Origin of the sequence: Micromonospora sp. DH14, assembly GCF_029809455.1 — a bacterium.
GTDB classification, from domain to species: Bacteria; Actinomycetota; Actinomycetes; order Mycobacteriales; family Micromonosporaceae; genus Micromonospora; species Micromonospora parva.
The window spans coordinates 112,349-131,070 of record NZ_JARVKT010000017.1 but is presented as its reverse complement, the minus strand read 5'-3'; the positions used below and the strand labels follow the sequence as shown (position 1 = coordinate 131,070).

Sequence of the window (18,722 nt, the reverse complement as noted above, 5' to 3'; positions counted from 1 at the left end):
TCGAACAGCAAATACCAGGCCCGAGGCCCCACCATCGACCGACGCAGCTACCGAGCCACCACCAGCATCGACATCATCAGCCCCGACCCTTGACAGCCACCACCACGCCTTAACTGAACGGCGTTGGGTCTAGAGGAGGCCGGCCAGTTTGTAGAGGACCAGGGACCCGGCTACCGCGACATTGAGGCTGTGGCCGTGGCCGACCATGGGGATCTCCACCGCCCCGTCCAACTGGTCGAGGGCTTCGGGTGGGATGCCAGTCGCCTCATGGCCCAGCAGCACGATGGTGCGACCCCGAGCGGCGGGCAGGTCACCGAGTCGGACGGCCTCGTCGGCCAACTCCACTCCGAGAACCCGGGCGCCGGCGGCCCGTTCGGCGGCCAGCCAGCGCAGCGGACTGCCGACCCGGTGGACACAGCCCGGCCGACGCAGCGTGTTGCCCCGGGCCACGGCCTCGTCCACCCACCGGAACGGCGGCACGGCCAGGCAGGCACCGACCGCGTCGCAGGTACGTAGGAGGGTGCCCAGATTCGCACCGTGCAGTGGCCACAGCGGGGCGGCGACCAGATGCTCCCAGCAGCGGTGTTGGCGGGGTCGGCGGGCGGCGCGCAGCTCGCGCCTCGGCCGGACCCGGATCGCGGCGTTCACGCCGCGTCGGCAACTCCGCCGGACAGAAGAAAGTTCATGTGAAGGGTGCTTGGCGGCGCACCCGGGCCATCAAAGACAACAAGGCTCTCATTCTAACGCGCGGACCTCTCCGCATGATCGTGCTCGATCCATGTTCGAGCATGATCTTCGCCGGTCGAGCGTCGAGATCCGCGCAACTACAGGGAAAATGCTGCCTGCGGCACGTGGGAGGCAGCAACTTCCCCGACGTTGCGCGGATCTTGAGACCGAGCGGCGGGCGCTGCCCCGCCGGGGCCTGCCGAGGTCAGCCGGCCCGCCGGAGCCCACCGCGCCGCCCGGATCAGCCGGGCCGGCGGGTCAGTCGCGTTCGATCAGGTGACCCACCACCGTCGGGCCGAGCATCACCGCGAAGCCGCTGCCGTCGCGCCGAGGATCCGCCGCGGGCAGCTCCACCGGGTCGCCGGTGCCGGTCGCGCCGACCGGTCGCGGGCCCACCCAGGCAACGGCCACGTCCGTCTCACCCTTGAGGAAGCGGTGCGCGCGCACGCCGCCGGTCGCCCGGCCCTTCGCCGGGTACGCCTTGAACGGCGTCACCTTCACCGTCGCGCCCGTGGAGGTCACCACCATCGGATCGCCATGCCCCGGGTCGTCGGTGCGTACCGCGCCGAAGAACACCACCCGCGCGCCGGCCGGCAGGTTGATGCCTGCCATACCGCCGCCCTTGAGGCCCTGCGGCCGGACCAACCCGGCGGGAAAGCGCAGCAGCGACGCCTCCGAGGTGACGAACGTCAGCGTCTCGGCGCCGTCGGTCAGCCAGGTCGCCCCGACCACCTCGTCACCGTCACGCAGACCGATCACCTCGAACTCGTCGGAGCGCACCGGCCACTCCGGCGCGCAGATCTTCACCGCGCCCTGCCGGGTACCCAACGCCAGCCCCGGTGAGCCATCCGCCTGCCCGCCGAGCGGCGCCAGGCCGACGACGGTCTCCCCCGCCGCCAACGGCACCAGCTCGGCCGCCGACATACCGCCCCGCAGTGACACCGTGCCCGCCTGCTCGGGCAGCACCGGCAGCGGCAGGACGTCGACCTTGAACGCCCGACCGGCGCTGGTCAACAGCAGCACCCGGCCCCGGGCGGTGGAGTGCACGATGGCGCGTACCGTGTCGTGCTTGACCCGGCCGTTGCGGCGACGCCCCTCGGCGCTCTCCTCCGACTCGGCAGCGGTCCGGGCGACCAGCCCGGTCGCCGAGAGGATCACCTGGCACGGGTCGTCGGCGACCTCCAGCGGGCCGGCCGGCGCGGACGCGGCCAGCACCTCCTTCAGGTCACCGTCGACGAGCGTCGTACGACGGTCGGTGCCGAACTGCTTGACCACTGACGCCAACTCGTCGGAGACCACCTTCCGGAGCACCCGCTCGTCGTCGAGGATCTTGCTCAGCTCGGCGATCTCGCCGCGCAGCCGTTCCTGCTCGGTCTCCAGCTCGATCCGGTCGAACTTGGTCAGCCGGCGCAGCGGGGTGTCCAGAATGTACGTGGCCTGGATGTCGGAGAGGCCGAACCGGCTCATCAGCCCGTCCTTCGCGGCCTGCGCGTCGTCGCTGCCCCGGATCAGCCGGACCACCTCGTCGATGTCCAGCAGTGCGATCAGCAGACCGTCGACCAGGTGCAGCCGCTCCTGACGCTTACGCCGGCGGTACGAGGTGCGTCGGGTGACCACCTCGTAGCGGTGCGACAGGAAGACCTCCAGCAGCGCCTTGAGACCCAGCGTGCGCGGCTGCCCGTCGACCAGGACCAGGTTGTTGACGCCGAACGACTGCTCCAGCGGGGTCAGCCGGTAGAGGTCGGCGAGCAGCGCCTGCGGGTTGACGCCGACCTTGCACTCGACGACGAGCCGGGTGCCACTCTCCCGGTCGGTGAGGTCCTTGACGTCGGCGATGCCGGTCAGCCGCTTGGTCTTGGTGACCTCGTTGGTGATCGCGGCGATGACCTTCTCCGCGCCGACGCCGTAGGGCAGCTCGACCACGGTGATCGCCTGACGGCCCCGGCTGCCCTCGATCGGGCCGATCTCCACCTTGCCGCGCATCCGCACCACGCCACGCCCGGTCTCGTACGCCCGGCGCACCTCGTCCAGGCCGAGCAGCACCCCACCGGTGGGCAGGTCGGGGCCGGGGACGAACTCCATGAGTTTGTCCAGAGTGGCGTCCGGGTGGTTGATCAGCCAGCGGGCGGCGGAGACGACCTCTGCCAGGTTGTGCGGGATCATGTTGGTGGCCATCCCGACCGCGATCCCGGACGCGCCGTTGACCAGCAGGTTGGGGAAGGCCGCCGGCAGCACCGTCGGCTGGGTCAGCGACCCGTCGTAGTTGGGCTCGACGTCGACGGTCTCCTCGCCCAGCTCACCGACGAGCAGCATGGCCTCGCGGGACATCCGCGCCTCGGTGTAGCGGCTGGCGGCCGGTCCATCGTCTGGGGACCCGAAGTTGCCGTGCCCGTCGATGAGCGGCACGTTGAGCGAGAAGTCCTGGGCGAGGCGCACCATCGCGTCGTAGATCGCCGTGTCGCCGTGCGGATGGTACTTACCCATGCAGTTGTGAACGACATGCCCCTCGGCGACGAACGCGTGCTCGTCACTGCCAACCTGAATGTCGTACGTGACGTCGGGCGACACCTCCTCAACGGAGGTGACTCGGAGAAACGAACTCCCGACCAACGCGTCCAGTCGGGCTGCGAGTGGCGAGCCGAGGCGGTGGAGCTTGTTGATCCAACCGTCTCGGACCGCACGCTCCAACTGGAACGACCGATCCGCAAGCGCCACGCCATTGCGGTCCTTGCCGTACCGCACCTTGGGGCTGCCGCTCGCCGAGAGCGAGGCGCGAAACGCCTGGCCGTCCTTGTCCCGGAACCACCCGCCGCCCTGGTGCGCGGCCGTGAACTCCGCGATGACCGGACCGTATGGCAACCGGTCGTCGCCCTGCTTACCGCTGTACTCGTAGCCGATATCGGTGACCCGCTGCAAGCCGTCGTGCTTGTATCCGATTCGCACCCAGGGCAGCAGCAAACGGGCAAGCTCCGCCGCGTCCCGCCCAGAGATCGAGAGACCGAAGAGTGGGTTACCCGCGGAGGCGCGACCGCTGGTCCAGTGATGTCCATGCACCCCAAGGTCGGCGAGCATGGCGTAGATCTGCCGTACCAGCACCTCGCTCGTGCTGACGAAGACGATCTCCCTGAAGCGCTTACGCACGTAACCGTCTCCGTCGAAGAAGCCGGCGAGGAATGGCGCCCACGCCGACCGGTTCTCGACGATGTCGCGGGGTACGTACTTGTCCCGGCTGAGCGGCCCAGTGGCCTCCAGCAGCCCCTCGTGCCGGCTGAAGGTCAGAATGTGCTGGTCGCGGTGGAGGTGGTTGCGCGCCTCACGCTTACCTCGCGAGACGTTCAATCCACTGGCGATAGCCCAGCCGTGGGCGACATCCAGCGGCTCGACGTCGCACATGTGGATACGTACCCGACCGTCCGCCTCGCGAGACCGATGAACAGGAAAACCTTCGGCCACCAGCAGCCCACGCACGTAGTCATAGACATCGCCGGTGGGTGTCGGCAGCGCGTTGCGACGACTGCCGCACGCCAATGTCAGTCGCCCCGAGAGATCCCGAGCCTCCACCCATTCGACCGAAAGGTCATCGGCGACCACGCGGAAGCGCTGGCCCGGGGTGACGAGCATCGTGTGCCCGTTGCTCCAGGTGACGCGAACGAGGTCAGAGGTCGGGTTCCGATAGACGGCGGTGACCGGAACCGACTCGCCCTGGCCGTCCAGCACGAGGTCTCCGACCTCGATCTCCTCGATCGGTCGCAGGCCATCAGGCGTGGAGACCAGCGTACCGGCAACGAAGCAATCCCCGACAATTCGGGCGGACTTCACGTGCCCGCGGTCGGGGCGGTAGCCCTGCTCGTACATCGACCAGAGGATGCGCCGGTGCACGGGCTTGAGGCCGTCGCGGGCGTCGGGCAGGGCGCGGGAGTGGATGACCGAGAACGCGTACTCCAGGTAGGAGTCGGAGACCTCGGTGACCAGCGGATTGTCGAAGACCCGCGCGCCGGCCTGGTCGAACGAGGAGAGGTCGACCTTGTTTTCCTTGCGGCGTGCCATGACTCAGCTCTCCACTCGAACGGAACGTGGGCTCATGCGTCGATCGCCTCGCGATCCACCCGGTCGGCGGAGTCGATCAGCCAGTTGCGGCGCGGCTCGACCTTCTCGCCCATCAGCAGTTCGAGGATGCGTTCGGCGGCCTCGACGTCGTCCAGGGTGATCCGGCGGACGGCACGGGTGGCCGGGTTCATCGTGGTGTCCCACAGCTCGTCGGCGTCCATCTCACCGAGACCCTTGAACCGTGGGATGGGGGTGACGATCTGCTTGCCGGCCTTCTCCAGCTTGTGGACCGTCGCCTCCATCTCGGCCTGGGTGTAGGTGTAGACGGTCTGCGGGTTGCGCCCCCTGGTGGTGATCTTGTGCAGGGGCGGCATCGCGGCGTAGAGCCGACCGGCCTCGATCAGCGGCCGCATGTACCGGGCGAACAGGGTGATCAGCAGCGTCCGGATGTGGGCGCCGTCCACGTCGGCGTCGGCCATGATCAGCACACGGCCGTAACGCAGCGCGGAGAGGTCGAAGGTGCGCCCCGAGCCGGCGCCGAGCACCTGCACGATGGCCGCGCACTCGGCATTGTCCAGAACCTGCTGGAGGTTGGCCTTCTGCACGTTGAGGATCTTGCCGCGGATCGGCAGCAGCGCCTGGTATTCCGAGGAGCGGGCCATCCGGCTCGTCCCGAGGGCGCTGTCACCCTCCACGATGAACAACTCGCTGCGGTCGATGCCGGTGGCCCGGCAGTCGACCAGCTTCGGCGGCATGGACGCGCCCTCCAGGGCGGTCTTGCGCCGGGCGGCGTCCTTCTGCTGTTTCTGGGTCAGCCGCACCCGGGCGGCGTCGACGATCTTCTGCAGGACGGTGCGCGCCTCGGCCTTGGTGCGCCGGTCCTCCAGCCAGGCCTTGACGTGCGCGTCGACCAGGGACTGGAGAACCTTGGTGATGCCGGTCGTGGAGAGCTCGTCCTTGGTCTGGGAGGTGAACTGCGGCTCGGGGATCCGCACGTGCACCACGGCCGTCATCCCCTCCAGGACGTCGTCCAGGGTGGGTGGCTCCTCCTTGGCCTTGAGCAGACCGCGGGTGTTGCGGATCGCGTCGGCGAGCGCGCGGACCAGGGCCCGCTCGAAGCCCTTGCGGTGGGTGCCGCCGTGCGCGTTGCGGATGGTGTTGGTGAAGCACTCGACGGTGCGCTCGTAACCGGTGCCCCACCGGAACGCCACCTCGACCTCGGCCCGCCGCTGGACGTTGGACTGCATGACGCCGTTGGCGTCGGCGGCGTTCTCCCGGTAGGTGCCCTCGCCGTTGACCAGCAGGATGCCGGAGACCGGCCGGTCGCCGGCCGGGGCGAGGAACTCCACCATGTCGCTGAGCCCGTTGGGGTAGTGGAACCGCTCCTCGGCGGGCGCCTCACCGGTCAGGTCGCGCAGCAGGTAGGTCACGCCGGGGACGAGGAACGCGGTGTTGCGCAGCTTCATCCGGACGGCGTCGACGTCGAGCGCCGCACCGGTCTCGAAGTAGCGGGCGTCGTGCCACCAGCGGATCGAGGTGCCGGTGCGCTGGCCGCGCTTCATGGCGCCGGTCACCTGCAGGCCGGGGCCGGCGGTGAACGGGGCGTCCGGCCCGTCGCCGTCGAAGATGCCCGGGACGCCGTGCCGGAACGACATCGTGTGGATCTTGCCGGCCCGGCGGACGGTCACGTCGAAGCGGCGGGACAGCGCGTTGACCGCCGACGCGCCGACGCCGTGCAGACCGCCGGAGGTCTTGTAGCCGGAGCCGCCGAACTTGCCGCCTGCGTGCAGCCGGGTCAGCACCAGCTCGACGCCGGAGATGCCGGACTTGGCGTGCACGTCGGTGGGGATGCCCCGGCCGTCGTCGTCGACCTGCACGGAGCCGTCGGGGTGCAGGATCACCTCGACGTGGCTGGCGTGGCCGGCGACTCCCTCGTCGGTGGAGTTGTCGAGGATCTCGTTGACGAGGTGACCCACGCCACGGCTGTCGGTGGAACCGATGTACATGCCGGGCCGCTTGCGGACAGCGTCCAGCCCCTCAAGGTGGGTGAGGTCATCGGCCCCGTACAGGGTGTCAGGCTCTGCGGTCAACTGGTCGTACTCCCCGGTCTCGGCGGTGTGCTGCCGGTCACCGGCGACATCAGCCGGCGTGGCGCGCCGCAGCGAGCCTAGCCCGAGGCTAGGACAAGTGTCGGAGGCCCTGTGCGACCCGCCGCGCGGGTCCCTCGGGACGTGAGCCAACGAACAGCCGGCGGGTGATCATGGGGCCACGCAGAGACAGCGCCACCGGTACGCTCAGCCGTGATCGCGGCCGATGTGCGCGCGGGGTGCACGCCGGTCCGGGTCGGGAAGATCAGGAGGCGCTTGCGGTGACTGCGACGTTTCGCGACGCCCTGCGGCGCTCCCTTGGCACCCGGGCCCGGCGGTGGCTGCTGGTGGGCACCCTGGTGGCGGGTCTGCTGGCCGCCGTGGCGCTGGGCGCGGCGGCGGCTCCCGCCGACCGGACCTTCGCCGAGCTCTCGGGGACCGTCCAGAGCCTGATGTCGGTAGCGACCCCGCTCTTCGGCATCCTGCTGGTCAGCGACCTGCGCCGGGCGCCGGTGCGCCCGGCGGTCCTGCCCACCGTGCTCGCGGTGGGGCTGCCGGCGGTCGTCATCGGCGTCGTCGGCGTGCTGATCTGCGCCGCGACGCTCGCCCTCACCCCGGCCGAGGTCGCCGACGAGCCGTGGCGGAACGCCTGGACGGTAGCGATGGGCAGTGTGCTGGTGCAGTTCGTCGCCGGCCTGGTGGGCACCGGGCTGGGCCTGTTGGTGCGCTCGGTGGTGGTGGCGTTCCTGGCCACCATCGTCCTGCCGCTGGGGCTGTTCGCGCTGCTGGGCGGGGTGGAGGCCGCGCAGCCGTGGCTCACTCCGTTCGGCAGCGTGCGCAACCTGCTCTCGGGAGAGATGACGGCGCTGCGGTGGGTGCAGTGGCTGTGCGTACTCCTGATCTGGGGTGTCGGTCTGAACGCCGCCGGCGCGGCGGTGCTGAACCGCGGCGGCCGGATCGCCCGGTAGCCCCGCGCGCCACCACCCACCACCGCACGCCGACCTCGACGCGGTACCGCGTCCTGCCTACGCGCGCGTGTCTTTCATCGAACGAATCTGTTACGGGCCATTGACGTCCGTCGCACAGGGGTGATCTGATCGCGCCCTTAGAGAATCTTTCATCTTTCGATGGATGGGGGCCCCATGCCCAGGTTCCGGCGTACCGCGCTCGCCGCGGGACTCACGATCGCCATGGCCGCGTTGACGACCGCCGTCGCGCTGCCCGCACCCGCGTCCGCCGCGCTGCCCACCGCCGCGGTGGCGCTCGGAGACAGCTTCATCAGCGGCGAGGGCGCCGGGGCGTACACCCCGGTGGTCGACGTCAACGGCGTCAGCCAGGGCTTCCCCGGCTGGACGGCGGCGAACAACAACGCGTTCTTCTGCCACCGCTCGGCGAACGCCTCGCTCCACCAGGCCAACCTGCCGGGCATCCAGAACCGGTTCAACCTGGCCTGCTCCGGCGGCCAGCCGCACGACATCGCCAACGCCTCCCAGGCGCGGGCCAACGGTCGTACCGTGGCCTCGCAGCTGAGCCAGCTGCGCGCCGTCGCGCAGACCCAGGACATCGACCTGGTGCTGATCGGCCTCGGTTCCAACAACAGCTCGTTCACCTTCGGCAGCGTCGCGGAGAAGTGCGCCAACCGGTTCATCGCCGACGCCTGGACCGGCTGGTGGGAGTTCTGGGCATACCTGAACGGCCCGGTGGAGCAGAAGCCCTGCAGCGACGCCGACCTGGCCACCGCCGCGCAGCTCAGCGCCGCGACCGCGGAGACCACGGCGGCCGTACGCCAGATCCTCACCACCCTCGACCAGGTGGACGCGGACGGTCAGCACCGGGTCGTGTTCCAGGACTACACGAACCCGCTGCCGCTGGACCTGAACCAGACGTTCCACGAGGAGGACGGCCGGGACGACACCCGGGACAAGTTCCGTGACCTCGGCGCCGAGCGGTACGCGGGCGGGTGCCCGATCCACCGGGCCACCCTGGCGCCGGGGCACCGCTTCTCCCAGGGTCTGGGCAGCATCGTGAAGTCCACCAGGGACACCCTCGCTGCCGAGTTCCCGGCCGACGACCTGGTGTACCTGAACGTGCAGCAGGCCTTCAACGGTGCCCGGCTCTGCGAGCAGACGAGCAGCCCGACCGGCGCGCTGGCCACTCCGATCCGGCTTCAGGACGGCGCGACCGGCACCTTCGTCACCAGCCTCGCCGGCAAGGACAAGATCGCCATCCAGCGGATCGCCAACACCTGCGTCAGCTACTTCCAGACCTGCCAGGAGTCGTGGCACCCGAACGCCACCGGGCACCAAGTGCTCGGCCAGTGCCTGAGCGGCGCGGCCTCCACCAGCGCCCGCTCGGTGGCCTGCGTGCGCGCCAGCAACGGGGCCATCTCGGTCTCCTGAACGCAGCGCCGGTCGGAGGGCTCCGCCAGATGGCGGGGCCCTCCGTCGCGCGCGGCGTCAGCTGCGCCCCGGTCGTCGACGGCCTGCCGCTACCCGCCGGTAACGTCAGGTCGTAGGCTGGGCCGGTGAACGGGGATCTGGAGTACGCGCAGGAGTTCGTCGACGTCGACGGTGGCCGGCTGGGTGTGCAGGTCTATCCGGAACCGTCCGGAGTGACCGGCGCGCCGGTGGTGGTGATCTGGCCCGCGATGGGCGTCCGGGCCCGCTACTACCGGCCCTTCGCCGCCGCGCTGCGCGCCGCGGGGCTGGCCGTGGTCGTGGCCGACCTGCGCGGCACCGGGGCGAGCACGCCCGCGCCGAGTCGCGCGGACCGGCACGGTTACGCCGAACTGGCCGACGACATCGGCGCCGTCCTGGCCGCCCTCAAGCCGCGACTGGACGGGCGCACCCGACTGCTTCTCGGGCACTCACTCGGCGGGCAGGCCGCGCTGCTGCACCTCGCCCTGCACGGCGGCGGCGAGGTGGACGGGCTGGCGCTGGTAGCGGTCGGCATCCCGCACTGGCGGAGCTACCCGGGCCGGCGCGGCCTCGGCGTGCTGCCCTACACCCAGGGCATCGCCGCCACGGCGGCGCTGCTCGGCGTCTGGCCGGGCTGGGGCTTCGGCGGCCGGCAGGCGCGCGGCGTGATCCGCGACTGGGCGTACACCGCGCGGACCGGTCGGTTCCCCCGGCTCAACGGTACGGACACCGAGGCCGCGGTCCGCACGGTACGGACACCGGTGCTGGCCGTCAGCGTCGACGACGACCAGTACACGCCGCACGAGACCATGGACCACCTCTGCGCGAAGCTCGGCGACGCGCCGGTGACCCGGGAACGGTACACAGTGGCGCAGGCCGGAGCGCCGTTGGACCACTTCACCTGGGTCCGCGCGGGCGTCCCGCTGGCGCGGCGGATCGCCGCTTTCGCCACCGACCTGCCGCCGCGCTGAGCCGTACCGGCCCGTCGGTGCGGGCGGGTCGGCTCACTCGTCCTGGTCCAGCGGCACCAGCTCGCCGTCCCGCTCGACCTGGATCTCGGCGTGCTCCTTGCGGGGCGCGACCTCGGCGGTGTTCCGGTTCGGGTCGTTGTCGGGGTGCATGAGCACCGCGTCTGTTTTGGGGGTCTTCTCCCGGCTCTCGTCCGGCTGCGACATCGCGTTCCCCTCTCGTCGGCGTCGCTGGAGGATCTACCCGCCACCGGGCGAACGACTCCTGCCCGGACGAGGCCGGCGCACCGACGCCACGGATGTCCCGTAGCTGCCCGCCACGACGCGGATCGGCCGCGACGGGCCGGGGTTAGCCGCCCGAGCGGCGGGTAAGCCGCACCGCCCGACACGGCGGAAGGGGATCACATGTCCGAACGGCACACCGCACTGCGTTCGATGCACGATCTGGGCCTGGCGGCCTGGTTTGGCGGCTCCCTCATGGGTGCCTTCGGTGTCAACGGCGCAGCGGCGAAAATCAGCGACTCGACCCAGCGGCTCCCGGTCGCCTCGGCCGGATGGTCCAAGTGGACCCCGGTCAACGCGGCCGCGATCGGCGCCCACCTGGCCGGCGCCGTCGGCGAACTGGTGACCGAGAGCCCACGGATGGTCGCCCAGTCCGGCGTCGGCCGGGCCAGCGCCATCAAGACCGCGCTGACCATCGGCGCGCTCGCGGTCACCGGCTACAGCCGGTTGGTCGGCATGCGGCTGGAGAAGGCCGGCGGCCCGTCGGTGAGCGGCGCCACCGAGCCGAACCACCAGACCCCGGCCAGTGTGGCCTCGTCGCAACGGCAGATGAAGCTGCTCCAGTGGGCCATCCCGGCGCTGACCGGGACGCTGGTCGTGGTCACCGCGTACATGGGTGAGCAGCAGAAGCCCGGCCAGGTGTTCCGCGGGATGCTCGGTCGCGCCGGTGCGATGAAGGGCGCCTCCAAGGGCGTGATCAAGATGGCGGGAATGAGCAACGGCAAGCGGCCGATGGCGATGGCCGGACGCTGAGCGTCGGGCCGGCCGGCGTCCCGCCGCCACCTCGACGGCGGGGCGCCGGCCGGCCCCGCGCGCGTACCGGAGTGACGACGAATCCCGCGCGACGACGAGTCGGCGCCCGTGCGGCGGCGCGCCGGTGACCTGTCGGGCGGCGAGGGCGGGCGGGCAGCCCGGCCCGAGGACGGCACATCGTCCGCCGGTGGCGGCGGACCGACGAGCGGGGTGGCCATGACGGCGCACAAGGGACGCAGCGGCGACAACGACCGGCTGGAGCCGGAGGCGACCAACCCGTGGGGCACCGGCGACGGTTTCGACGCCGACGCGCCCTGGGGCACCGACGACGACTCACCGATGGACGAGGGCAGCGAGGAGACAGCGGTGCCCGAGGGCCGGCGCGGCGAGCGGCGGGCGGGTGCCCCGGCGGGTCGGACGGGCCCGGCGGGACGACACGGTTTCGGTTCGGTCGAGCCGACGCGCACGCCGATGGCCGGGCCGGGCGCCCCACCCGATCCCGCGCCCAGTGGCCGGACCTTCCCCGACGACGCGGAGATCGGCGAGTCGACCCAGGACGCGTTGCGCAGCCGGGGACGGCGGTCCTGACCGGACCCGCGCCCCGGCCCGCCGACAGGTGCGCCGGTCAACCGTTCGTCGGGACGGCGTGATCGGCGACCATCGTCTCGGTGAGCAGTTGCGCCAGCCGGGTGGCGTCGCGCTGGGCCTGCCCGGCGCAGCAGTTGTTGAACAGCACGTGCAGCTCGTCGGGGAGAGCGGCGAACTCGGCCAGCCGTCCCGCCCAGTGCCGCAGCTCGTCCTCGGCGTAGGCGTAGCGGAACTTCTCCTGCTTGTCGCCCTCGGCCCAGGCGTCGCTGTGACCGTGGAACCGGACGATCGCCGGCTCCGCCGTCATGCTCAGGATCGGCGGCACCGACGACGGGTGCCCCTGTGGCATGTCGACGCAGACCACTGACAGGTCGTGGGCGCGGAGCAGGTCCAGGGTGTCCGCCGCGGCCGCGTCGTCCAACCAGGAGCTGTGCCGCAGCTCGACACCGACCCGCCACGGCCGGCAGCGCTGCGCGAGCTCGACGATCCGGCGTTCGGCCGCCGGGCTGCGCACCAGCCACGGCGGGAACTGCAACATCACCACACCGAGCTTGCCGGCCGCCGCGATCGGCGCCAGGGCCGCGCGGAACCGGGTCCACAGCTCGTCGTACGCCCGCTCCGGCAGGTCACGGCGGCGGATCCGGCTCGGGCCGGCGGCCGGACGCAGGTCCCGGGGCAGCACGGCGACCGGCGTCGGATGACCGGTGAAGAGGCTGAACGCCTTGACGTCGAAGGTGAAGTCGTCCGGTGTGGCGTCCACCCAGCTCTGGGTCGTCTCCGGCACCGGGATGGCGTAGTAGGACGTGTCCACCTCGACCAGCGGGAACTGGCTGGCGTAGAAGCCCAGCCGACGCGCCGGCGTGCTGGCCGAGCGGGGGTACCACCCGGAGCGCAGCAGGGACTGGTCCGCCCAGGACGACGTGCCCACCTTAATCACCGCCATGTCATTCAGTGGACCGCCATCGACGCGGATCGGCAACCGCTGGCGGTCTTCCGTCGCCGCTGGCGTCGGTGGTGGCGTTGGCCGACCTGGTGTCGTGCCCGGGAAGTGTCGGTGCCCGGCAATACGGTGGCACCGGGTGGACAACGACGAAAGGGTGGCGGCATGACCAGCACTGAGCAGCTCACCGGTGAGCGCACCGATCTCCTGCAGGCGCTCCGCAGGCACCGCGGTTTCCTCTTGCAGACCGTCGACGGGCTCACCGACGAGCAGGCGGCCAGTCGCCCCACCGTCAGCGGCCTCTGCCTCGGCGGCCTCATCAAGCACGTGGCCGGTGTCGAGCACCGGTGGATGCTCTTCGTGGTGGGCGGCGCGGAGGCGATGGGCCGCGAGGAGGTCGACTGGGTCGGTCAGTTCCAGATGGCACCGGGCGAGACACTGGCCGGGCTGGTCGAGCGCTTCCAGGAGGTGGCCGCCCGGACCGACGAGTTGGTCGCCGCCCTCGATCTGGACGCGGCGCACCCGCTGCCGCAGGCTCCCTGGTTCGAGCCGGGGGCGAGCTGGACGGTCCGCCGGGTGCTGCTGCACCTCATCGCCGAGACGTCCCAGCACGCCGGCCACGCCGACATCCTGCGCGAGTCGATCGACGGCGCCAAGACGATGGGCTGACGCCGGCCGTCATCGCCACCGCCTGCGCTGATCCTCGGCCTCACCGCAGGCGGTGCCGGCGTTCGGTGCTCCGATCTCTCGCGTAGGCGTCGGAGTGACCCCAACGGCCGGGGATGTCGAGCAGTTCCAGCCGGCCGAACCCCTCCGGCACCGCCGGGTCCACCAGCAGGTTGTCGCCGGTGGGCCGCAGGCCCAGCACGGTGCCGAGCAGCATCAGCAGGGACCCCGACGACCACGCCTGCGGGCGGCAGCTCGTCGCCAGTTGCACGGGGTAGGTCGTCAGGCTGCGCTCGTAGCCGGCGATCACCTCCGGCACCTCGCCACCGAGCGTCAACGTCATGTCGAAGACGCCGGCGGCGATCCGGGCCGCCTGAGCGTCGAGGCGGTAGCGACGCAGCCCGGCGGCGATCACCGCGTTGTCCGACGGCCACACCGCGCCCAGGTGCGCGCCCACCGGGTTGTAGGTGCGCTGCCCGGTGGCGAACGTGCGTACCCCCCAACCACTGAACAGTCGCGGTCCGACCAGGTGCTCGGCGACCGCCTCCGCGCGGTCGTCAGCGACGATCCCGCTCCAGAGCAGGTGCCCGATGTTGGAGGCCAACGCGTCGACCGGCTCTCCGTACGGGTCGAGCGCCAACGCGTAGTACCCCCGGTGTGGCAGCCAGAAGTCCCGGTTGAAGCGCTCCTTCAGCGCTGCCGCCTCCCGTTCCAACCGGTCGGCGTACGCGAGGTCGCCCCAGAACTCCCGGGCCAGCCGGGCGCCCCGGCGCTTCGCGTCGTACGCGTAACCCTGCAACTCGCAGGTGGCGCGGGGGAAGGCGGGCTGTCGACCGTGGGCGTCGACGATGGCGTCCGGGGAGTTCTTCCAGCCCTGGTTGACCGCGCCGTAGCGTTCGTTGCGGCGCTGGTAGCGCACATAGCCGTCGCCGGTCAGGTCGCCGTACTCGTCGATCCAGTCCAGCGCCATCCGGGCCGGGTGGCGCAGCTCGCGGACCAGGTCCGCGTCACCGGACCAGCGCTCGTACTCGTCGAGCAGGACGACGAAGAGCGGGGTGGTGTCGGCCGCACCGTAGTACAACACGCTCGCCCGTTCGCTGAACGCCCCCGTCTCGCCGTACCGCAGGTGGGCCAGGATCTTGCCGGGCTCCTCTTCCAGCCAGTCGTCGAGCTGACCGCCCTGCATGAGCGCCAGCATCCGCAGCGTCGACGGGGCCAGTTCGGGGGTGAACGCCATCGTCTGGAGGCAGGTGATGATGCTGTCCCGTCCGAACAGGCCCATCGCCCACGGCAGACCACCGATCGGCACCCGCTCGCGGTACGAGAGCGGCTGGTAGCGCAGTGCCGCCAGGTCCGCGAGGCTGCCCTGGTAGAGCTCTTCCAGGCCGGCGCGTTCGGCCACCAGTTGCGGCGCACGGTCCAGCCACCGGGTCAGGTCCTCGTCCATCCCCGTGCGCAGGGCGTGCTGGTGCGACTGCAGGTCGGTGCGGAGATCCCGGCCCTCCTCACCGCCCATTGTCACTGTGACGTGCAGGTCGGTCTCCCACCTCCCCTCGGGTGGGATCCGGATCCGGAAGGTCATCCCCTGCTCGTCCACATCGCCGGGGACGGTGCTGCACACCGTGGTCTCCCGGATGAACCGGTCCCGCTGGTAGCGCAGCACGAGCTGCTGACGCGCCGGGTCGGCGGCGACCTCGACGGCCCGCTGCCGCACCTGCCCGACCTCGACGATGTCGGTGAAGTCGCTGGCCATCTCCAGCCGGACGGTGTACTCGGCGGGCTGCGACGAGTGGTTGAGCACCGTGATGTTCTCGTGGAAACAGTCGTGGACCGACCGGTGCCTGATGATCGACACGTCGGCGTCGATGTAGTGGCTCGCCGTGCCGGGAACCAGGAAGAACCGGGTCTCGAAGTAGGTGAGGTCGTCGCGGGACAGGGCGTTGGTCCGTTCACCGTCGATCCGCAGGACCCAGTGCGACAGGAACCGGGTGTCGTACGCGAAGAGTCCGACCGGGAGCTGCGGGTCGGGCTCGATGTCGCCCTGGGCGTCGGTGATGGCGAAGATGTTGCCCGCGATGACGTGCACCAGTTCCTGCTTCACGGCCGACCACCCCGAGCGGTCGTCACGGCCCGCCCGGCAGGCGTGGTTCGGCCGGCAAGCGCGGCCCGGCCCAGCTCGCGCGGGTGACGGGCGCCGTCCGGCCCGGAGAAGATCCGCCGCAGCAGCATCAGCAGTTGCATGTTGCCCTGCACTGTCACCTCGTTGCGCAGCAGACCCGCTCCCGGGTGCAGCTCGCCGCGAACCATCCGGTCGAAGACCGCCCGGTCGGCCCGCACCACCAACTCGGCGTCCTCGGCCGAGCGGGTCACCCGGACCTGTTGGTCGGCGATGGTCAGGTACCAGTGGTCGGTGCTGCCTTCGTCACGGACATCCAACCGCAGCGTCCCCGCGGTGGTCTCCGGCAGGTCGGGTCGCCGACCGGTGTCGAGCTGTCGCAGGTACTGCTCCGCCGTCGCACCCATCAGATCCCCTCCCCACGGTTCCCCGCAGGATCACCCGCGCCGGGGTGAGGCCGGTTCACCCGGAACGGGTGAGGGTGCCCCGGGGGCGCGCCGCGGCGGCCCGTTTGCCGGGCGACGAGGCGGGCAGGCCAGTGGTTCAGCCGAGACAGACGGGAGCACCGGCATGCGTGCACTGCGGTTGCGGGAGTGGAAGTCAGAACCGGAGTTGGTCGAGGTCCCCGACCCGACGCCCGGGCCGGGTCAGGTGGTGGTCCGGATCGGCGGTGCCGGCGCCTGCCACTCCGACCTGCACCTGATGGACGAGTTCGAGCCGGGCACGATGCCCTGGAACCCGCCGTTCACCCTCGGCCACGAGAACGCCGGCTGGGTGCACGCCCTCGGCGACGGGGTGACCGGGTTGTCCGTCGGGCAACCGGTCGCGGTGTTCGGATCGTGGGGTTGTGGCACCTGCGCCCGCTGTCGGCTCGGGATCGACCCGTACTGCGAGAACCCGTCCGCCGCACCGGTGCCGAGCGGAGGCGGTGGGCTCGGACTGGACGGCGGAATGGCCGAGTTCGAACTGGTCCCGGACGCGCGGCACGTCGTACCTCTGCCGGAGGGTCTGGAACCGGCGCAGGCCGCACCGCTGACCGACGCGGGGCTCACCCCGTACCACGCCGTCCGGCGCTCCTGGCCGAAGCTGCCACCGGGCAGCACCGCCGTGGTGATCGGGGTCGGCGGGCTGGGTCACGTGGGCGTGCAGATCCTCAAGGCCACCACCGCCGCGCGGGTGATCGCCGTGGACACCCGGGCCGAGGCGCTGCGGCTGGCCGAGGAGTGCGGCGCCGACCGCACGGTGACCTCCGGACCGACCGCCGCCGAGGAGATCCGGGACGCCACCGGAGGGCGGGGCGCCGACGTGGTGCTGGACTTCGTCGGCGCGGACAGCACCCTGGCGCTCGGCGTGGCGGCGGCCCGCACCGTGGGCGACCTGACCATCGTGGGGCTCGGCGGCGGCACACTGGGGGTGTCGTTCTTCTCCGTGCCGTACGAGGTGAGTATCGCCACCACCTACTGGGGCAGCCGACCCGAGCTGGTGGAGGTGCTCGACCTGGGTGCCCGGGGCCTGGTCCGGCCGAACATCACCACCTTCGCGCTGGACGACGCCCTGGACGCGTACCGCCAGCTGCGCGACGGGACCCTGGAAGGCCGGGCGGTGATCGTGCCGTGAGCCCGGCCGTCAGCCGGCCTCGATCAGGCCACGCAGGTAGGCGGCCTGGCCGACGTGTTGCAGGTCGTCCTCGGCCACGCTGACCAACCGGACGCCGAGGGTGACCGGCGGATCCCACGCCTCGTCGACCACACGGTCCAGGTCCGCCGGGGCCAGCCCGGCCAGGAAGTCTCCGGTACGCGCGGCGACCGCCTCGTAGTAGTCGATGAGCGCCTGCGCGCTCACCGGCCGCACCGTCGCGACCTGGGCGGGCGAGTGCCCGTAGCCGGTGTTGTCGGGGTCGGCGGCGAGCCCGAACCGCCCCGCCCAGTCGCCGCTGACCCAGATCTGGTCGGCGTCGAGGACCTCGGCGACATGATGGTCCTGCACCCGGGTGAGGTGCCAGACCAGCCAGCCGATCGGGTTGGCGCCCGGGGCGGGCTGGTGGCGCAGTTGCTCGGGGCTGAGGCCGTCGACCGCCGCGCGGACGAGGTCGGGCAGTCGGTCGTACGCCTCGGTCAGCAGGTCACTCACATTCACGTGCTGCCCCTTCCTGATCGGTTGCGGATCAGGTACCGCCGGACATGGGCGGGCAAACCTCGGCCGCTACGGTGATCAAATGGTCGCCGCGCTGGAGTTGTACCTGGACCCGGACGCCACCCGCCGGATCCGGGTGCTCTGGGACGCGCTGGAGGCCGAGGGCGTGCAGAGCATGCGCTCGCTGCTGGAGCAGCGCCACCGTCCGCACGTCTCGCTCACGGTGGCGCCCCGGTTCGACCCGGAGCAGGTCGCCGAGGCGTTACAGGGGACGGTGGTGGCCGCCCCGTTGCGGCTCGAATTCCAGCACGCCGGCCAGTTCGTCGGTCGGGTGCTCTGGCTCGGTCCGACGCCCACCCCGGAGTTGCTGGCGCACCACCGGCTGGTGCACGACCGGCTCGCCGCCGCCGGCATCCCCCTCGCCGAGCACTACCAGCCGGGGCGCTGGGTGCCGCACTGCACGCTCTCCATGCGGGTGCCGAACACACTGATGGCCGCCGCGGTGCGCCGCTGTCTGGAGGTGTTGCCGCTGGCCGCGACGGTGGTCGGCGCGGCGCTCACCGACCACGCCCGGGGCATCGCCCACCCGCTGCCTTGACCGTGGCTCGACCGTCGCTGCGTAATGTCCGGTTTGGCGGGCGGCAGTCGGAAACCCGAAAACAAGCGGTGCGGATGCGGCCGGGCGTGGGAAGGTTCGAGTGGCTGTCGTACCGGTGGTGGGCTGCTCACGGGCGGTCCCACCCGGCCGGTGGCGCGAATTCACCCCGCGCCGCCCACGGCGGCTTCGACGAGGAGAGGCAGGGCCCATGCAGGCTCAGCGCAGGCCACCGCGCACGGAGCGGAGCCAGACCCGGGACGACCGGACCGGCGGCGGAATGACCGGGGCGGCCACCCCCCTGACGATCTGGGCGGCCGCCGTACTGCTCGGCCGGATCGGTGCCGGCGACGACGACGTCGAGGACGAACGGCACATCCTGCGCGGCATCGAGTGAGCCGCGA

17 protein-coding genes and 2 pseudogenes are annotated in these 18,722 nt (G+C 71.4%); 9 read left to right on the top strand and 10 right to left on the bottom strand.

Annotated elements, in window-relative coordinates; all coding sequences use genetic code 11:
• Positions 1-129: 129 nt before the first annotated feature.
• The 5 genes and pseudogenes from QCZ28_RS21980 to QCZ28_RS21970 form a co-directional block, all read right to left on the bottom strand.
• Positions 130-648, bottom strand: a complete 519-nt coding sequence (locus QCZ28_RS21980; RefSeq protein WP_279518410.1) for a TrmH family RNA methyltransferase — start codon at positions 646-648, stop codon at positions 130-132.
• A 336-nt stretch (positions 649-984) separates the two neighbouring features.
• Positions 985-3,294: a DNA topoisomerase IV subunit A gene (locus QCZ28_RS34555; protein ID WP_347815122.1), complete on the bottom strand. Its 2,310-nt coding sequence runs from the start codon at positions 3,292-3,294 to the stop codon at positions 985-987.
• A 414-nt stretch (positions 3,295-3,708) separates the two neighbouring features.
• A pseudogene (locus tag QCZ28_RS34550) lies at positions 3,709-4,545 on the bottom strand (LAGLIDADG family homing endonuclease); the annotation flags it as partial.
• Positions 4,519-4,773, bottom strand: a pseudogene (locus QCZ28_RS34545) (DNA gyrase subunit A); the annotation flags it as partial. The pseudogenes QCZ28_RS34550 and QCZ28_RS34545, both read right to left, overlap by 27 nt.
• A gap of 32 nt (positions 4,774-4,805) precedes the next feature.
• Entirely contained in the window at positions 4,806-6,863 is a 2,058-nt protein-coding gene (locus QCZ28_RS21970; RefSeq protein WP_279518408.1) for a DNA topoisomerase IV subunit B, read from the bottom strand.
• A 278-nt stretch (positions 6,864-7,141) separates the two neighbouring features.
• On the opposite strand from QCZ28_RS21970, the gene QCZ28_RS21965 reads away from it, so the two are divergent.
• The 3 genes from QCZ28_RS21965 (at position 7,142) to QCZ28_RS21955 (ending at position 10,248) form a co-directional block, all read left to right on the top strand.
• Positions 7,142-7,828, top strand: a complete 687-nt coding sequence (locus tag QCZ28_RS21965; RefSeq protein WP_279518407.1) for a hypothetical protein — start codon at positions 7,142-7,144, stop codon at positions 7,826-7,828.
• Positions 7,829-8,002: 174 nt separating this feature from the next.
• Complete coding sequence (locus QCZ28_RS21960; RefSeq protein ID WP_279518406.1) at positions 8,003-9,259, top strand: hypothetical protein; 1,257 nt, start codon at positions 8,003-8,005, stop codon at positions 9,257-9,259.
• A gap of 125 nt (positions 9,260-9,384) precedes the next feature.
• Positions 9,385-10,248, top strand: coding sequence for an alpha/beta fold hydrolase (locus tag QCZ28_RS21955; RefSeq protein ID WP_279518405.1), 864 nt, complete (start codon positions 9,385-9,387; stop codon positions 10,246-10,248).
• A 33-nt stretch (positions 10,249-10,281) separates the two neighbouring features.
• Here QCZ28_RS21955 and QCZ28_RS21950 read toward each other — a convergent pair whose 3' ends face one another.
• Positions 10,282-10,452 carry a hypothetical protein gene (locus QCZ28_RS21950; RefSeq protein WP_210857745.1) on the bottom strand — a complete coding sequence of 57 codons (171 nt, stop codon included), beginning with the start codon at positions 10,450-10,452 and terminating at the stop codon, positions 10,282-10,284.
• Positions 10,453-10,650: 198 nt separating this feature from the next.
• Here QCZ28_RS21950 and QCZ28_RS21945 point away from each other — a divergent pair, with 198 nt between their 5' ends.
• Positions 10,651-11,280 (top strand): hypothetical protein, encoded by a 630-nt coding sequence (locus tag QCZ28_RS21945; protein ID WP_279518404.1) that lies wholly within the window; start codon positions 10,651-10,653, stop codon positions 11,278-11,280.
• A 108-nt stretch (positions 11,281-11,388) separates the two neighbouring features.
• Entirely contained in the window at positions 11,389-11,868 is a 480-nt protein-coding gene (locus QCZ28_RS21940) for a hypothetical protein (RefSeq protein WP_279518403.1), read from the top strand.
• 37 nt (positions 11,869-11,905) lie between these two features.
• Here QCZ28_RS21940 and QCZ28_RS21935 read toward each other — a convergent pair whose 3' ends face one another.
• Positions 11,906-12,811 (bottom strand): DUF72 domain-containing protein, encoded by a 906-nt coding sequence (locus tag QCZ28_RS21935; protein ID WP_279518402.1) that lies wholly within the window; start codon positions 12,809-12,811, stop codon positions 11,906-11,908.
• 162 nt (positions 12,812-12,973) lie between these two features.
• Between QCZ28_RS21935 and QCZ28_RS21930 the strand changes: the two genes are divergently transcribed.
• Positions 12,974-13,477, top strand: coding sequence for a DinB family protein (locus QCZ28_RS21930; RefSeq protein WP_279518401.1), 504 nt, complete (start codon positions 12,974-12,976; stop codon positions 13,475-13,477).
• 40 nt (positions 13,478-13,517) lie between these two features.
• Here the strand turns inward: QCZ28_RS21930 and QCZ28_RS21925 are convergent, their stop codons facing one another.
• Both QCZ28_RS21925 and QCZ28_RS21920 read right to left on the bottom strand, forming a co-directional pair.
• The gene (locus QCZ28_RS21925; protein ID WP_279518400.1) at positions 13,518-15,575 is read right to left on the bottom strand and encodes a glycogen debranching N-terminal domain-containing protein; all 2,058 of its coding nucleotides are present in this window, start codon (positions 15,573-15,575) and stop codon (positions 13,518-13,520) included.
• Positions 15,572-15,997 (bottom strand): SCP2 sterol-binding domain-containing protein, encoded by a 426-nt coding sequence (locus QCZ28_RS21920; protein ID WP_279518399.1) that lies wholly within the window; start codon positions 15,995-15,997, stop codon positions 15,572-15,574. Before QCZ28_RS21920 ends, QCZ28_RS21925 begins: the two co-directional genes overlap by 4 nt.
• A gap of 163 nt (positions 15,998-16,160) precedes the next feature.
• Here QCZ28_RS21920 and QCZ28_RS21915 point away from each other — a divergent pair, with 163 nt between their 5' ends.
• Positions 16,161-17,207 carry an NAD(P)-dependent alcohol dehydrogenase gene (locus QCZ28_RS21915; RefSeq protein ID WP_279518398.1) on the top strand — a complete coding sequence of 349 codons (1,047 nt, stop codon included), beginning with the start codon at positions 16,161-16,163 and terminating at the stop codon, positions 17,205-17,207.
• A 9-nt stretch (positions 17,208-17,216) separates the two neighbouring features.
• Here QCZ28_RS21915 and QCZ28_RS21910 read toward each other — a convergent pair whose 3' ends face one another.
• Positions 17,217-17,726: a DinB family protein gene (locus QCZ28_RS21910; protein ID WP_279518397.1), complete on the bottom strand. Its 510-nt coding sequence runs from the start codon at positions 17,724-17,726 to the stop codon at positions 17,217-17,219.
• 79 nt (positions 17,727-17,805) lie between these two features.
• Between QCZ28_RS21910 and QCZ28_RS21905 the strand changes: the two genes are divergently transcribed.
• Positions 17,806-18,321: a 2'-5' RNA ligase family protein gene (locus QCZ28_RS21905; RefSeq protein WP_279518396.1), complete on the top strand. Its 516-nt coding sequence runs from the start codon at positions 17,806-17,808 to the stop codon at positions 18,319-18,321.
• A gap of 208 nt (positions 18,322-18,529) precedes the next feature.
• Positions 18,530-18,715 (top strand): hypothetical protein, encoded by a 186-nt coding sequence (locus QCZ28_RS21900; protein ID WP_091401337.1) that lies wholly within the window; start codon positions 18,530-18,532, stop codon positions 18,713-18,715.
• Positions 18,716-18,722 lie beyond the last annotated feature (7 nt).

Coding starts and splice junctions, on each gene's coding strand:
- QCZ28_RS21960 (WP_279518406.1), top strand. CDS start 8,003: ATGCCCAGGTTCCGGCGTACCGCGCTCGCCGCGGGACTCACGATCGCC.
- QCZ28_RS21950 (WP_210857745.1), bottom strand. CDS start 10,452: ATGTCGCAGCCGGACGAGAGCCGGGAGAAGACCCCCAAAACAGACGCG.
- QCZ28_RS21945 (WP_279518404.1), top strand. CDS start 10,651: ATGTCCGAACGGCACACCGCACTGCGTTCGATGCACGATCTGGGCCTG.
- QCZ28_RS21935 (WP_279518402.1), bottom strand. CDS start 12,811: ATGGCGGTGATTAAGGTGGGCACGTCGTCCTGGGCGGACCAGTCCCTG.
- QCZ28_RS21930 (WP_279518401.1), top strand. CDS start 12,974: ATGACCAGCACTGAGCAGCTCACCGGTGAGCGCACCGATCTCCTGCAG.
- QCZ28_RS21920 (WP_279518399.1), bottom strand. CDS start 15,997: ATGGGTGCGACGGCGGAGCAGTACCTGCGACAGCTCGACACCGGTCGG.
- QCZ28_RS21915 (WP_279518398.1), top strand. CDS start 16,161: ATGCGTGCACTGCGGTTGCGGGAGTGGAAGTCAGAACCGGAGTTGGTC.
- QCZ28_RS21905 (WP_279518396.1), top strand. CDS start 17,806: ATGGTCGCCGCGCTGGAGTTGTACCTGGACCCGGACGCCACCCGCCGG.
- QCZ28_RS21900 (WP_091401337.1), top strand. CDS start 18,530: ATGCAGGCTCAGCGCAGGCCACCGCGCACGGAGCGGAGCCAGACCCGG.